Source organism: Bacillus mesophilus (genome assembly GCF_011008845.1).
In the GTDB taxonomy this organism is placed as follows: domain Bacteria; phylum Bacillota; class Bacilli; order Bacillales; family SA4; genus Bacillus_BS; species Bacillus_BS mesophilus.
The window spans coordinates 166,979-181,710 of the sequence record NZ_JAAIWM010000007.1; the positions used below are offsets into that span (position 1 = coordinate 166,979).

The 14,732-nt window shown below is 38.0% G+C and carries 14 protein-coding genes; 6 read left to right on the plus strand and 8 right to left on the minus strand.

What is annotated here, in order from left to right; genetic code table 11:
• Positions 1-326: 326 nt before the first annotated feature.
• Together G4D63_RS17650 and G4D63_RS17655 are read right to left on the minus strand one after the other, a co-directional pair.
• The gene (locus G4D63_RS17650; protein WP_163181161.1) at positions 327-1,274 is read right to left on the minus strand and encodes an aminoimidazole riboside kinase; all 948 of its coding nucleotides are present in this window, start codon (positions 1,272-1,274) and stop codon (positions 327-329) included.
• 100 nt (positions 1,275-1,374) lie between these two features.
• Positions 1,375-2,154, minus strand: a complete 780-nt coding sequence (locus tag G4D63_RS17655) for a Cof-type HAD-IIB family hydrolase (RefSeq protein WP_163181163.1) — start codon at positions 2,152-2,154, stop codon at positions 1,375-1,377.
• A 277-nt stretch (positions 2,155-2,431) separates the two neighbouring features.
• On the opposite strand from G4D63_RS17655, the gene G4D63_RS17660 reads away from it, so the two are divergent.
• Positions 2,432-2,734 (plus strand): hypothetical protein, encoded by a 303-nt coding sequence (locus G4D63_RS17660; RefSeq protein ID WP_163181165.1) that lies wholly within the window; start codon positions 2,432-2,434, stop codon positions 2,732-2,734.
• Positions 2,735-2,815: 81 nt separating this feature from the next.
• On the opposite strand, the gene G4D63_RS17665 is transcribed toward G4D63_RS17660, so the two are convergent.
• Positions 2,816-4,117 carry an MFS transporter gene (locus G4D63_RS17665; RefSeq protein ID WP_163181167.1) on the minus strand — a complete coding sequence of 434 codons (1,302 nt, stop codon included), beginning with the start codon at positions 4,115-4,117 and terminating at the stop codon, positions 2,816-2,818.
• 121 nt (positions 4,118-4,238) lie between these two features.
• Between G4D63_RS17665 and G4D63_RS17670 the strand changes: the two genes are divergently transcribed.
• Together G4D63_RS17670 and aspA are read left to right on the plus strand one after the other, a co-directional pair.
• Positions 4,239-5,456 (plus strand): helix-turn-helix domain-containing protein, encoded by a 1,218-nt coding sequence (locus G4D63_RS17670; protein WP_163181169.1) that lies wholly within the window; start codon positions 4,239-4,241, stop codon positions 5,454-5,456.
• Positions 5,457-5,719: 263 nt separating this feature from the next.
• Positions 5,720-7,144, plus strand: coding sequence for an aspartate ammonia-lyase (aspA, locus tag G4D63_RS17675; RefSeq protein ID WP_163181170.1), 1,425 nt, complete (start codon positions 5,720-5,722; stop codon positions 7,142-7,144).
• Positions 7,145-7,325: 181 nt separating this feature from the next.
• Here aspA and rarD read toward each other — a convergent pair whose 3' ends face one another.
• From rarD to G4D63_RS17695, 4 genes are all read right to left on the minus strand, one after another.
• The gene (rarD, locus tag G4D63_RS17680) at positions 7,326-8,252 is read right to left on the minus strand and encodes an EamA family transporter RarD (protein WP_163181172.1); all 927 of its coding nucleotides are present in this window, start codon (positions 8,250-8,252) and stop codon (positions 7,326-7,328) included.
• Between the two features lie 243 nt (positions 8,253-8,495).
• A complete protein-coding gene (locus G4D63_RS17685; protein WP_163181174.1) occupies positions 8,496-9,038 on the minus strand; it encodes a GNAT family N-acetyltransferase in 543 nt (180 codons plus the stop codon).
• Between the two features lie 175 nt (positions 9,039-9,213).
• Positions 9,214-10,206: a zinc-binding dehydrogenase gene (locus G4D63_RS17690; RefSeq protein ID WP_163181176.1), complete on the minus strand. Its 993-nt coding sequence runs from the start codon at positions 10,204-10,206 to the stop codon at positions 9,214-9,216.
• A gap of 38 nt (positions 10,207-10,244) precedes the next feature.
• Positions 10,245-10,544: a hypothetical protein gene (locus G4D63_RS17695; protein ID WP_163181178.1), complete on the minus strand. Its 300-nt coding sequence runs from the start codon at positions 10,542-10,544 to the stop codon at positions 10,245-10,247.
• 184 nt (positions 10,545-10,728) lie between these two features.
• Between G4D63_RS17695 and G4D63_RS17700 the strand changes: the two genes are divergently transcribed.
• A complete protein-coding gene (locus tag G4D63_RS17700) occupies positions 10,729-11,445 on the plus strand; it encodes a 5-formyltetrahydrofolate cyclo-ligase (protein ID WP_163181179.1) in 717 nt (238 codons plus the stop codon).
• 114 nt (positions 11,446-11,559) lie between these two features.
• Here G4D63_RS17700 and G4D63_RS17705 read toward each other — a convergent pair whose 3' ends face one another.
• A complete protein-coding gene (locus tag G4D63_RS17705) occupies positions 11,560-12,102 on the minus strand; it encodes a hypothetical protein (protein WP_163181181.1) in 543 nt (180 codons plus the stop codon).
• Between the two features lie 229 nt (positions 12,103-12,331).
• Between G4D63_RS17705 and G4D63_RS17710 the strand changes: the two genes are divergently transcribed.
• Positions 12,332-13,240, plus strand: coding sequence for a mechanosensitive ion channel family protein (locus G4D63_RS17710; RefSeq protein ID WP_163181183.1), 909 nt, complete (start codon positions 12,332-12,334; stop codon positions 13,238-13,240).
• 20 nt (positions 13,241-13,260) lie between these two features.
• Complete coding sequence (locus tag G4D63_RS17715) at positions 13,261-14,664, plus strand: sodium/glutamate symporter (protein WP_163181185.1); 1,404 nt, start codon at positions 13,261-13,263, stop codon at positions 14,662-14,664.
• Positions 14,665-14,732 lie beyond the last annotated feature (68 nt).

Sequence of the window (14,732 nt, forward strand, 5' to 3'; positions counted from 1 at the left end):
GTCTGTTTTTCCATAAAATACACCTCCCGAACATATGTTTAGTATGTACGGAAAGTCTATACTTATGAGTATTCTTCACATTCTCCATGTTACAACGACAATTGTGCACCTCACCGTTACTCTTCACTACAAAAAAAGCCATCATTATTCTAATTTAGCATTTCCATAAATCGGAATGATGTTGATTTATTTCCATCATCATAAAAGCTATATAATATAAGGGTTAGTCCATAGTTTAGATTAAACGTTTGTTTAAAAGTAGGGGTTAATACTATATTTCGGGATAAGGTTCCCCAACTATAGACTCTGGGACAAGGTACCTGTCCCTATGTCCCAAGCTGCTTCCTCACTTCATCTAGGGTTGGTAAGGCTGTCATGGCTCCTTTTGTGGAAGCAGCTAATGCGCCTGACACTGCTGCAAATTTAGCCATCTCTTCTGCTTCTTCTAATGTGATTGCAGTTAGCGACCCTTCGTATTCTTGAAGACAATATAGCAAGCCTGAAACAAACGCATCACCGGCTCCCGTCGTATCAATTGCTTGCACTTTCATGGCTGGGACATGCGTGTGACCGTTTGCCGTAAAGATATGACTTCCTTCTGCACCTAGGGTAATGAAAATTAGAGGGATGTTATAGTCCTTTAGTTGCTGAACTCCCGCTTGGATATCCTTTTCCCCTGTCAAAAATTCAAGCTCTTCTTCAGAAAGCTTAAGAAGATCAGCTTGAGGTAGCATTGAGATAATTGTTTCTCTTGCTGCTTGTTCTGATTTCCAAAGACCTAAACGCAGGTTTGGATCATAGGAAATCAACATTCCGTTTTCTTTAGCTAATGCAACGGCAGCCAGCGTAGCGTCCTTGGCAGGTTGATTAATCATTGAGATCGAACCAATATGTAAGATTTTATGTGTGGTGAAATCCTCTTTGACTAGCTCACTATCTCTTAAAAATTGATCTGCACTTGGGTATATGTAGAATTCGAAGCTTCTTTCCCCATTTTCTGCATTCGTAACAAAAACAACGCCTGTCTTCGCTTCTGATGAAAGTATCATACGAGACGTCTTTACTTTATAATCCTCTAAGGTATCCTTTAAAAATCTACCCAGTACATCGTCTCCCACTTTTCCTACAAAAGTAGAAGTGGCTCCTAATCGGGCTACCCCAACCGCCACATTCGCTGGTGCTCCACCCGGGCTTTTTTGGTAGGTTGTATTATCCGGGTCAAGTGGGATGAAATCAATTAATGCTTCTCCTAGTGAGATGACTCCTTTTTTCATGTAGACTGACCTCCTATTTTTATAATAATATTTCGATTTAATGATTTAGAACTCAAGAAACCCAAAGCACAAACCTTGTATGTTCTTTTAACCCAATAAATTATAATAACCCTACTAACTTAAGACCATCAACAATCCCATCGTCTTCCACTGATTTGGTTACATACTTAGCGACTGCCTTTACTGGTTCTTCTGCATTCCCCATCGCCACACTATTTTTTACGGTTGAGAGCATCTCAATATCATTCAGTCCATCACCAAATGCATATAAATTGTCCTCTAAAATTCCTAGCTTTTGAACTATCTTTTCAATTCCCTTCGCTTTTGATCCTCCCTTTGGAAGAATATCAACTGCAACTGGATGCCATCTGATAATATCAAATTCATTAAAGACTTGTTCATATTGACGCTCTTCTCCTTCCGTACAAAACAGCAGTGATTGGTACAAGTCACGCCCCTTGTAATAGTGAGGATCATGTGCAGGAAAATGACTTATTTTTAACGAATCGATGCTTTCCTTAATAAAAGAATGTTCAGGAACATTCGCCTTCATATCCTCGTGATCCATAAATACAACAGGATGATTATTTTGTAGAGCGACTTCTGTTAATTTCTCAAGCGCAGGAATATTCAATGGGTTCGTATCTAACACTTCTCCATCTAACACCACATATTGCCCGTTATAGCTAACATACGTATGTATACCTAATTCTTCACGTAAATCCTCAAACATAAATGGTGCACGTCCAGTTGCAATTGCCACAGTATGTCCAGATTCCTTTAGTTTAAAAATTGCTTCTTTTGTAGAAGTCGGTAGTTTTTTATCATGATTTAATAAGGTCCCGTCAATATCGAAAAAAATGATGCTTTTTTGTGTCATGGTAGTTCCTTCTTTCTATGTATTTTAATTTTTTATGTTCAATAAAGGCATTCACCCATTATACCGTCAGTCTAGTGTGACCGTCTATCTCACCTAAAATCCATTGCATTTTTACTATTCGTTTTTATTATTTTAACAATAACCTCATACAAGCTAGGTGAATATCCTGGTAACAAATGGAAAGGGGAGAGAAGTTTAAGTGAACAATTTTATTCAAATGAATGCATATTAACCACCAAGTCAAAACCCTGAAATGAAAAATTTATGTAAGAAGTATATGAACTATCATGTAATGGGTCAACTTAGCGATGGATCTCAAATTGAAGGGATTATCGATGGCATGGACGAGGGAAGTGTCACCATGTTGGTTGCAGAAGATATCGAGTCCACACAAATGAATAGAGAATATGGGTATGGCTATGATGATGACTATGGACGTCCACGTAGAAGAAGATACCGTCGTTACCGTCGCCGTCGCTACCCTTATCAAAATTTGATTAGTTTGCTTTTATTTCCATATTACGATCCTTATCCTCCTTACCCTTACCCATATGGCGGTGGATATTACGGAGGTTACTAAAGTAAGGGTAGCATCGTGCTGCCTTTTTTTAGTTTAACTTAAACAAAAAGAGCAAATATCTAAGATATTTGCTCTCCACTTTTATAAAGCTGGTCCTGTTTCTTGCACAACTGCTTTTTTCAAGGCAAGCTCTGGATGTGCTTTTCTAACAACACTCGGTCTAGCCAAAGTCAACACAACGATTACAAGTATTGAGGCAGAGGTGAGTAGGATATATTGTCCTGGAAGCACATCGTACAAGAAACCAAAGATAATCATACCTAGAGGCATAAGAGCCATCGCCATTGTTTCAATAATCGAAAACACACGACCCTTATAATCATCATCGATCATTTTTTGCATCATCACCTGTATTGGTGTGTTTACGATAATAATCATAGCTCCAAAACTAAACATTATTATTAGGTAATACGCAAACATGCTCCAATACGACAATGACATTATTAATGGAATAGAAATGCCCCCCATAATAACGCCCATTCCTAGAATTCCACGCTTTGAAACAAGCAGTGCATATTTTACTTCTTTTCTAATTGAAAAATAGATGGAGAACACTAACATCCCTATTGCAAATGCCCCTTGTGTAAAACCAAAATGCTGTGATGTCATTTTAAATTTCTCAATCAGAATATACGAATATCCTACTTCAAAGGCTCCAAAGAGGAAATTAATAATTAAAGAGATCCAAATGAGCACCATAATGACTTGCTTTGTCTTTAGATACGCTAGACCGGCTTTCATACTTTGCCACATCTTTTCCTTTGGCTTATCTTCCAAATGATCCTTACGTTTTGAGAATAATTTAAAATTCATGGTCGACTCAAGAATCACAGCAATGAAAGATGCAACAATGAACATTCCTAAGAAAAGTTCCATTGAAACTGCGCCATATAACAACCCACCCACTGCTGGACTGCCGATTGCAGCAAATGACATGGCCATTTGATTTAAAGACATCGCTCTTTGTATTCTTGCTTGATCCACTAACCCCGTAATAGATGAACTAAATGTTACCGTTGAAAAAGAGGATGCCATGGCCAACACACATGTTGTGAAATAGATGGCGATTAAAGATAATCCATAGGTCAAGCTGACAAAAAGCAGCCCCCCGATTGCCGCTGTTGTGACAAGTTGTGCACAAATGATAATGGTCTTTCTTGAATACCTGTCTGCCATATATCCAGCAAATGGTGAAACTAGAGTACGTGGAAGAATATTACATATTAAATTTGTCGCGAAGCTGGTAGCTGATCCTGTTTGTTGTAATATATAGAAGCTGATGGCAAATGCATATACCTGTGCTCCAAAAGTAGAAATGAGTTTACTAATTGTGAACGTGTATAAATGATACGTTGCTCTTCTAAGCTTTTGAATGTCATCCATTTTAAACCCTCCGATTAAAAAGTTTAATTTAATTAAACAAATCATAACACGCATGGCTCTTCCAATTCAAGTAAAAGTTTAATATAATTAAACAAAATAGGAACTTAGGAGAGTGTCTTTTGTGCTTGGGGAACAAATACGTAAATTTCGAAAACTAAAAAAGCTAACTCTTGAAGAGCTTGCTGGTACTGAGCTCACTAAAGGGATGCTCAGCCTCATTGAAAATAATAAAGCCAAGCCGTCCATGGATAGCTTGACTTATATCGCCGAACGCCTTGAGGTTGAAGTATCTGAGCTCCTAGAAGAAGGTAATATCCAAGAGCTAAGAGAAGTGTTAGACAAGGCTGAAATGATTTTTAATAAAACGATGGATGAGTCTCCAGATAAATATAAAAAACTGATCTCCCTCATACAACCAACTGTTTCAAAATTAAATCAAGGGTATGAAGCAGCTAGATTATTAGAGCTATATGGTCGTGGTCTATACTGGGAAAAGAAGGACAACTGGCAGGAACCATGTGATGCTGCAGCTACTCTTTATGACCAAATGAATCTAACTCAACAAAGAGGAGCAATTGGGCTATTTCGAGCGATTATAAAATTTGTAGAACATGATTATGAAACATCCTTAGATATTCTACTTAAGGAACGAAAAGAAATCGAAAATAACCATGTATTTATAGATGGAATGACGAAACTAGACCTTGATTATCATGAAGCCATGCTTCACTTTGCGGTTGGAGATACTACTTCTGCAAAACAAGTAATGGAAAAGGCCATTACTTTCTCTAAAACAAATAAGCTATTTTATCGAATAGATGATTTATATCGTCTTGCTTCTGCTTCGGCTTTAATGGAAAATGACCTAGCATCACATGAATTCTATTTGGATAAGTTAAAACAGTATGCTGAATTTACGGATGATGAAAAATCCAATCTCTTTTATCAGCTTTTTAACATTGAATCCTTAAACACGTTAAAACAAGATTACCAACTAGCACTGAAGCAAGTGTCTTCACTATTAGTTGAACGTCAACATGATGATTTGAAAGAATGGTTATATCTTGAAAAAGGAAAAGCACTCCTTGGACTTGGACAAGTCGAAGAAGCCATTGGCTACTTTGACAAAATTGTTACTCCTGCAAATCATCATCATCCATTTGATTTGTCACAGTTTTATCTAAAGGATACATTTAAAGCGAAATGCTATATAGAACTTGGAGATACTCAAAAGGCATTAGCTGCAGCAAAAATTGCAAAGGAAAACTTTGAAAAGCTGCCTCCATCACCATACAAGGAATACAGCCTGAAGGTCTATCAGGAACTTGCAAATAAATAAAGTTAGTAAAGCTTTCCATTAGGAAGGCTTTTTATACTTTCGAGGACCTCTTCACATATAAAAAACAAGGACGATATTAAATTTATTAATGCTTATCCGCTCTAATTGAGTTATTATAATCATTGTGTTCATTCATCATCATTGCCTTGTCTAAAATACCTTCCTACATAAGGTAGGATGAGATTTAAAACAGATTAAAGATATGGCAACAACAATGTGCCCAGAGATCATGAGCAAAAATATGAGAAGAACAGGTGGAATATATGAATTCGGTTATAAAAAGGCTTGAAAAAGATTTTCTCGGAGAAAAAGAAATTGACGCAGATGTGTATTACGGTATTCAGACTTTACGTGCAGTAGAGAACTTTCCTATTACCGGATACAAACTTCACGAAGAGATGATTATAGCAACAGCTATGGTAAAAAAGGCAGCTGCGCTTGCCAATATGGATGTTAAGCATCTTTATGAAGGATTAGGTGAACCTATCGTTCAAGCAGCTGATGAAATTATACAAGGACAGTGGCACCAATACTTTATAGTCGACCCGATTCAAGGCGGTGCTGGTACTTCCATTAACATGAATGCAAATGAAGTCATCGCAAACCGTGCACTTGAACTACTTGGTCATAATAAAGGTGATTATTCCAAGTTAAGTCCAAATACTCACGTTAACATGTCACAATCTACAAATGATGTGTTTCCAACAGCCATTCACATTTCAACACTGAACCTATTAGACAAGCTACTTGTTACCATGACAAACATGCTCGAGGTATTCAGAAAGAAAGCGAAGCAGTTTGATCATGTTATTAAAATGGGCCGAACACACCTTCAGGATGCCGTGCCAATTCGTCTAGGACAAGAATTCGAGGCTTACAGTCGAGTGGTAGAGCGCGATATTAAGCGAATTAGCCAAACTCGTCTTCATTTATATGAAGTAAACATGGGAGCAACCGCAGTAGGAACTGGTTTAAATGCTGACCCAAAGTATATTGAAAATGTTGTAAAACATCTTGCTGACATTAGTGGATTGCCACTTGTAGGAGCCGACCATCTAGTCGATGCGACCCAAAATACAGATGCTTATACAGAAGTATCTTCAGCCCTAAAAATTTGCATGATCAATATGTCAAAAATCGCCAACGATTTACGCCTGATGGCTTCAGGTCCTCGTGCAGGACTTGCAGAAATTTCACTACCAGCTAGACAGCCAGGTTCATCCATCATGCCTGGAAAAGTGAATCCCGTTATGCCAGAACTAATAAATCAAGTAGCTTTTCAAGTGATAGGAAATGATCACACAATCAGCCTTGCTTCAGAAGCTGGCCAACTTGAACTTAACGTTATGGAGCCTGTACTTGTCTTCAACCTACTTCAATCTTTAAGTATTATGAACAATGCATTCGAGAGTTTTACAAATCATTGTCTAGAAGGCATTGAAGCAAATGAAGAAAGAATGAAGAAGTTTGTGGAAAGAAGCGTAGGTATTATTACAGCCGTTAACCCACATCTTGGATATGAAGTTGTTTCTCGTATTGCAAGAGAAGCTATCCTAACAGGTAGATCAGTCAGAGAACTATGTCTCCTATATGATGTGCTAACAGAAGAAGAACTCGATTTAATTCTTGATCCATATGAAATGACGAATCCAGGTATTGCTGGAAGTGCTCTATTCGACCGTATGTAAATTAAAAGGTGGAAGTACCCAGATAGCTATTTAAAAAACAGGGACGCATTAAAACCTCTTATTATGAAGTTTTAATGCGTCCCTTTTATTTCATATCGTATATTTCCTCAATACCCTCTATCATTCTCATTATTTCCCGGGAATTCGACAGCGTCATTTTTTATCGTTAGACACATTACTATCATGCACCGACATTGGTTGCTTTTATAGGTACCTTCCTTCTATTAATCACCTGACGAATATTTGAGATTGTAAAGATTGCCAATGCTGCCCAGATGCATGTAAACGTGATAATATGGTCCTTTGTAAAGAGCTCTCCGTACATGAGTACTCCAAGAATCAAGCTTATGGATGGCGCAATATATTGCAAGAAACCAACCATATATAATGGAATCTTTTGTGCCCCGATACTAAACCATAAGAGTGGTAAAGCAGTGGCAATCCCTGATCCTAGTAAAAACAGATCAGTTTTGAGTGAACCTGTTGAAAAACTATGCTCGCCGTTGACTCCTAAATACGCTAAAAACAATAAAGCAAAAGGCAAAACAAACAAGGTTTCTAATAGCAACCCAAGGATCGAATCTACTTTTATTAGCTTCTTAGATAGTCCATACAAACCGAACGAAAAAGCTAACACTAAAGCAACCCAAGGCAGCTCTCCCAATGAGATGGTCATATAAACAACTCCAATTGCTGCTAGCCCAAAAGAGATTCCCTGCCACACATTCATCTTTTCGCGTAGTACAAATACTCCTAGCATCACTGCAACAAGTGGATTAATATAATACCCCAAGCTTGCTTCGACAATATGGTTGGTGTTCACCGCAAATATATAGGTAAGCCAGTTAATACTAATAAAAATGGATGCTAGAAACAGTCCAAACCACGTTCTTTTCTGACTCATCTGAACTTGAAAGAAGTTCTTTAATAGCTTTCTTTTTAAAAATAACACGATGATGACCACGAAAATAAATGACCAAATCACGCGATGAGCTAAAATCTCAAGTGCTGGAACCTCATTTAGAAACTTCCAGTAGATGGGCAATACTCCCCATAATATATAGGCACTTGCTGTAAAGGCAATCCCTATTGCGTTTTCACGTTCCATACTTATTGACTCCAGTCTGTTAAATAGGAGGTTTCAACCTCTACTCATTAAATATATGTCATTATAACAGGTTTCCTTAGTGGACGGTGTATTCTCTGCTCACCTAAACGCGAAAAGTTTTTAATAATTCACCACCCAGAAATTTGACGTAAACGATTAAGCAAATACGTTAGGTCTTCAGCACCAAAGCCAAAATTTAAAAATGAAAAACAAGCAGCTACTCTGGTAAAGAGTTAACTAACACTACCTCTTCCATGTAGCTTCTCTAAGCTCATAATATAATTTATTTTGAGTCTTATTATATTTCTTGAAATATTCTTTTCTACAATCTATGAGTTTATAACCAGCAGATACTAAGGATTTGATTGAATTAACATTACCTTCCCATACATCCGCATATAGAACATCTATTTTTAATGTATTGAAAACATAATCATAAATCAGCTTACGTGATTCCCTCATATAGCCTTTTCTCCAATAGTCTGAATGAAGCCTTTGTGAATCTCCTGCTACTAACTGGTTTCCTCGCTGTTCGGGATGGCTTATACGCATCATACCAATCACTTTACCACTTGTTTTCTCTTCTATCATCCAGAGCATAAAATGTTGCGGATATAACTCATACAAGGCATGTTTCACCTCATCTAGACTGGTTGGAACAGCATTACCTACCCATTTATGCATTGATTCATCTTGCTCAACTTCAAACCATGAAAGATGGTCAGCATCATTAATTGGTCTGAGTCTAACAAGTTCACCGACGAGAACCGGAATCTTATTAGTCATTATTCTCCTCCTCAAAATGATGTTTTTCTTACCGCTCCGCTCCAGAATGTATAATAGTACTCTCATACTTTTAGTTCTTGCTTTTATTAAAAAAATCCTGCAACCTAATAGGCAGTAACCAAAAGAAAAAGCTGCCCAAAATGGCAGCCCTCCTCTGCTAATCGATAAAACCTAATTAACCAATATAAAAACCAATCTTCCCTAATTGAGCTGCAGCCTTCAGACGATCGAATCCTTGATCAAATTGACTTAATGGATACATTTGATCGACAACAGGCTTAATTTGATGTTCTTGGATAAACTGAAGCATTTCCTTATACTCTTCCGTACTTCCCATTGTTGAACCGAGCAAATTAAACTGTCCATAGAAAAAGCTACGGATATTGATTTGGACGTCGTCTCCTGCAGAAGCCCCAAATGTAACAAGAGTACCACCTGGACGAAGCTGATCAAGAGATTTGTTAAACGTCGCTGCTCCCACACATTCAATCACTAGATCCATTTTTTCTCCACCTAATGCTTCGTTCCAATCATCATTACTATCAATTGCCTTATCAGCACCCAATTCAAGTGCTTTCTTACACTTTTCCTCTGAACGGGAAGTAACATACACGGTAGTTCCTACTGCTTTCGCAAATTGTAATAAGAACGTAGCCACCCCACTACCGATTCCTGGAATCAGCACCTTCATACCTGGCTTAACCTTCCCTCTCGTAAATAAAGCACGGTACGCTGTTAGTGCTGCAAGTGATAGCACACCCGCTTCCTCCCATGTTAAATACTCCGGCTTGGGTTCTACATTTTCAGCTGGAAGTACAACTGCTTCCGCAAACGTACCATGAAAAGGAAGACCAACAATCTCAAAGCCAGGAGGAGGCGCATCACTGTTTTCCTTCCAACCAAGACCAGGGTTTATAATGACTTCATCCCCCACATTAACAGTAGTCACTCCCTCACCAACTGATGCGATCACTCCTGCACCATCAGAACCAATAATCAGCGGAGGGTCAGTTGGCTGATGACGATTAAGAACAAACAAATCCCGGTGATTCAAACCCGCTGTTTTCAGCTTTACTACAACCTCTCCTACTTTTGGCTGTATCTCTAAAAACTCAGTATACTCTAACCCTTCAAAACCTGCTTTCCCTTCATGAACAACTGCCTTCATATGAATCACTCCAATTTGTATTATTTTAAATCCTACTATCAATCAAATCTACTAGTTTCAAAGCCTTCCACAATATCCTCTAGTTCCGTTAAAAAGGTAATATAAACTGGACCAGGTATCTGTTCAGCAAATCTTTTAATCGTTGGCAATTCCTCTACTTCTTCCACGGTTTCAGGCTTAACTTCTAAAGTGTTATACCAAACCTTCAATTCGTTCATAAGCTCATAAAAATATCGTTCAAATCTCTCTGCCCACTCCGCACCTTCATCTCCTTCAGTCTTTTGCATCATGCTCCAAGCCTCAAGAGCGGTATCAAAGTGCTCACTCATTTTATCCATATAACGACTCCTTTCCTTAAGAAGTACAGGTACGGTTCATATGCTTCCAATGTAGCATCGGGAAAAGCTAATTTGCAAATCTTTGGTACTTTAAAACTGGTTTCTATTATAGAGTTTATAATACTATAAGATTTGTTAGACTTATATATAATCATAATTAACAAAATAGATAGAAGGTGATGTTATGGTAACCAAACAAGAAATACGTGAATTAAAATGGAATTACTTAACTGAACATCAATTAGGAAGATTTCCTTTTCCATTACAAAATCGCATTCCTAATTTTAAAGGTGCAGAAAAGGCAGCCCACTTTGTCACAACTATGCCTGAATATCAGCAAGCAAAAATCATTAAAGTAAATCCTGATTCACCCCAACTCCCAGTTCGAGCACAAGTTTTAAAGGATGGAAAAATACTGTTGGTCCCTACTCCGCGACTTAAAGCTGGATTCATCATGGTAAAACCTGAGTGGGTGCCAACTGGGGAAGAACGTAAGGCAGCTAGTCTTTCTCACATCAAATCCTACGGCAAGGAAATTTCTCTCAAGGAGATGCCTAAAATTGATCTGTTTTTTGCTGGCTCGGTTGCCCTCCATAGGGATGGTAGAAGAGTGGGAAAAGGTGAAGGCTATTCTGACCGTGAATATGCAATCATTAGAGAACTCGGAAACCCTGATATTCCAATTATCGCTACGATTCATAGTGCTCAACTAACAGACCTAGATGTACCAAGAGATCCATTTGATTTAACTGTGGATTGGATCGCCACAGAATCGGAACTAATCAAGACAAATTCTCCTTACAAAAAACCTAATGGAATCCAATGGGACCTTGTCACCGAAGAGGAGTTGACAGAAATGCCGGTTTTAAGGGAGATACGTGAGATCACCATAAACCGATAAGGAAAATACAAAAGACCCTCTGGGATTAAAAGATTTCAGAGGGCACTTATTACATATATTGGAGTATTTTTATAGGGATGGTCACATGAGGTAAAAATAGTATGGAGAACGAATCTATTGTTTCTCGTTTATAATCTCGAGTACATGTTGATGTTGCTTCTGTATTGAAGAGATATGCTTAATCTCACTACTTAATTCTGTCTTTGTTTCGTCAAGCTTCTTCATTAGACTAGCATAATAAAAGCCCATCTCTTTTCTCATCTCTCCTTGCTCTGTTCTAAACTCTTCTCTCATTTCTGCTTGCTCTATCTTAAACTCTTCTCTCGTTTCTAGTAGCTCTTTCTTAAATTCTCCTCTTATTTCTAGTAGGTCTGTTTTAAATTCTTTTCTCATTTCTAGTAGGTCTGTTTTAAATTCTTTTCTCATTTCTCCTTGTTCTACTGTCAATCCATGAATATCTTTTCTCATCTCTCCTTGTTCTACTGTCAATCCATGAATATCTTTTCTCATCTCTCCTTGTTCTACCGTCAATCCATGAATATCTTTTCTCATCTCTCCTTGTTCTAACGTCAATCCATGAATATCTTTTCTCATCTCTAGCTGACTGTCCTCAACAACTTGCAGTTTATTTAGTATTTGTTGTAAGATTTCTTCCATCTATTTCACCTCCTATCTTCATTATTTACATTATACTTCACCCATATGTTTTCCACTACTTCAAAAACCAGCTCAATTGATGACCCCTACTTTGAAACTTGATAGGTCTTACCCCATGAAATGTTTATATGTCGCAGGACAAGGTTATATATTAGAAAAGGCTCTACCTAAAAATATAGATTACCTGTTTAGTAGACATCTGGAGATTGTTTTCGCTTGGAGGGGTTATATGCTGAATCAAAGTATTCAAGAACTACTATCCAATTTGATGATTACGAAACTATTATTTGTCTTAGTAGGAGTAACAGCAATTGTCATTATGATTAAGTTGATCCAAAGCAACGTTAGTAGATATGTGAAGGATCATGATAACCGATATAAAACAAGAAAAATGATCAACATGATTGGGTATGTAATCGGGCTCATTTTAATAGCCGTTATTTATAGTGATCAACTTGGTGGACTTACAGTTGTCCTTGGTGTAACAAGTGCAGGTATAGCTTTTGCCTTGCAGGAAGTGATCATTAGTGTTGCTGGTTGGCTTTCAATCCTTGTCGGTAACACCTTCAAAACAGGTGACCGCGTAGAAATGGGAGGCATTAAGGGGGATGTGATCGACCTTGGGGTTTTGCGAACAACCATCATGGAAGTAAATGAGTGGGTAGAAGGAGACTTATATAATGGACGAATCGTTAGAGTAGCTAATAGTTTTGTGTTTAAAGAACCTGTATATAACTATTCAAGTGACTTTCCATTTTTGTGGGATGAAATCAAAATCCCCATAAAATATGGAAGCAACTACAAAGCTACCAAAAATATCATTTTACAGGCCGGTATGGACGTAACCGGAGACTATTCGATTAAAGCAAGAGAACATTGGGATGAAATGGTTCAGAAATACTTGATTGAAGATTCGAGCACGCAACCGATGGTAACTTTAGTTGCTAATGACAATTGGGTTGAATATACGCTTAGATATGTTACGGAATATCGTAAAAGACGAACAACGAAAGACTCCTTATATACAACCATATTAGAAGAAGTAGACGCTAGCGGAGAAAATATACAATTTGCTTCTGCCACATTTGATATCGTTCAAGTTCCATCCCTTGATGTAAATCTTAAGCAGAATAAATAACTTAGAAAGGAGGATTCAAATTGTCTGCAGAAATGGTTGGTTTTAGCATCATCATCGTCGGAATTCTTCTACTGATTGGAAAATGGATTCGAGTCAGCATCCCCCTATTTCAAAAATATTTTTTACCTAGCTCAATCATCGGAGGCTTTATTGCCTTAATTCTAGGACCAGAAATACTAGGTAAACTGATAAGAAGTTTCCAAGTTGAAACGACATTACAAGGTATTTTCCCAGAAGGGGTACATAACATTTGGTCTACTTTTCCTAGTCTTTTAATCAGTGTGATTTTTGCTACTCTATTTTTAGGAAAAAAGCTTCCCCATATAAAAGATATATGGCATATAGCCGGGCCTCAAATATCATTCGGACAATCAGTAGCCTGGGGGCAATATGTATTCGGCCTCCTTTTAACTCTAGCTGTACTGACGCCCTTCTTTGGAATCAATCCTATGGCTGGTGCTCTTATTGAGATTGGTTTTGAAGGTGGACATGGTACAAGTGCGGGGTTAGCAACCACCTTTAAAGAACTGGGGTTCGGAGCAGGTGCGGACATTGCCATTGGCTTAGCAACCGTAGGTGTCGTATCAGGTGTTGTCTTGGGAATTATCTTAATCAATTGGGCTATTAGGAAGAACAAGACGACTATTTTAAAAGACCCGAACAACCTTCCAGAACATGAGCTCAGAGGAATCATTGAACCCGAAGAACGGCCAATCGCTGGTAAAATGACAACGAAACCTGAGTCAATCGAACCTCTTGCTCTACATATTTCTGTAATAGGGATCGCTATTTTAATAGGCAAGGGATTATTAGAAGGGCTTATTTATTTAGAACGTGTTACGTGGGGAGCATGGTCAGATACCGAAATCATGACCTATGTTCCTTTATTTCCACTAGCTATGGTTGGCGGCGTGATCTTGCAGAAAATTCTCGAGAAAACAGATACAATCGAACTAGTAGACCGAAAAATGATTCTACGTGTACAAGGACTTGCACTAGATTTCTTGATTGTAACTGCCATTGCTACCTTATCCTTAACAGTCATTGGAGAGCATTTCATTCCGTTCCTACTTCTCGCTTTAACCGGAATCCTCTGGAATGTGACTGCGTTTATCTTTATAGCACCACGAATGATTCCTGAAGACTGGGTTGAACGCGGGATTGGTGATTTTGGTCAATCGATGGGTATGACTGCTGCAGGTTTGATGCTCATAAGAATTGCAGATTCAAAAGGAAAAACAAAGGCACTCGAAGCTTTTGGCTACAAGCAATTACTATTTGAACCAATGGTAGGAGGAGGATTATTTACCGCAGCATCAGTACCGCTTATTTATCAATTTGGTGCGATTCCAATCTTTATTCTATGCTTGGTTGTGATGCTTTTTTGGATGGCTGTAGGTTTATTCTATTTCGGTAAAAAATAAAACCACAAAAAAACACTCAAACTTTTGAGTGTTTTTCCTTTTACTATTTTAAGAACAAAAGGCGCAAG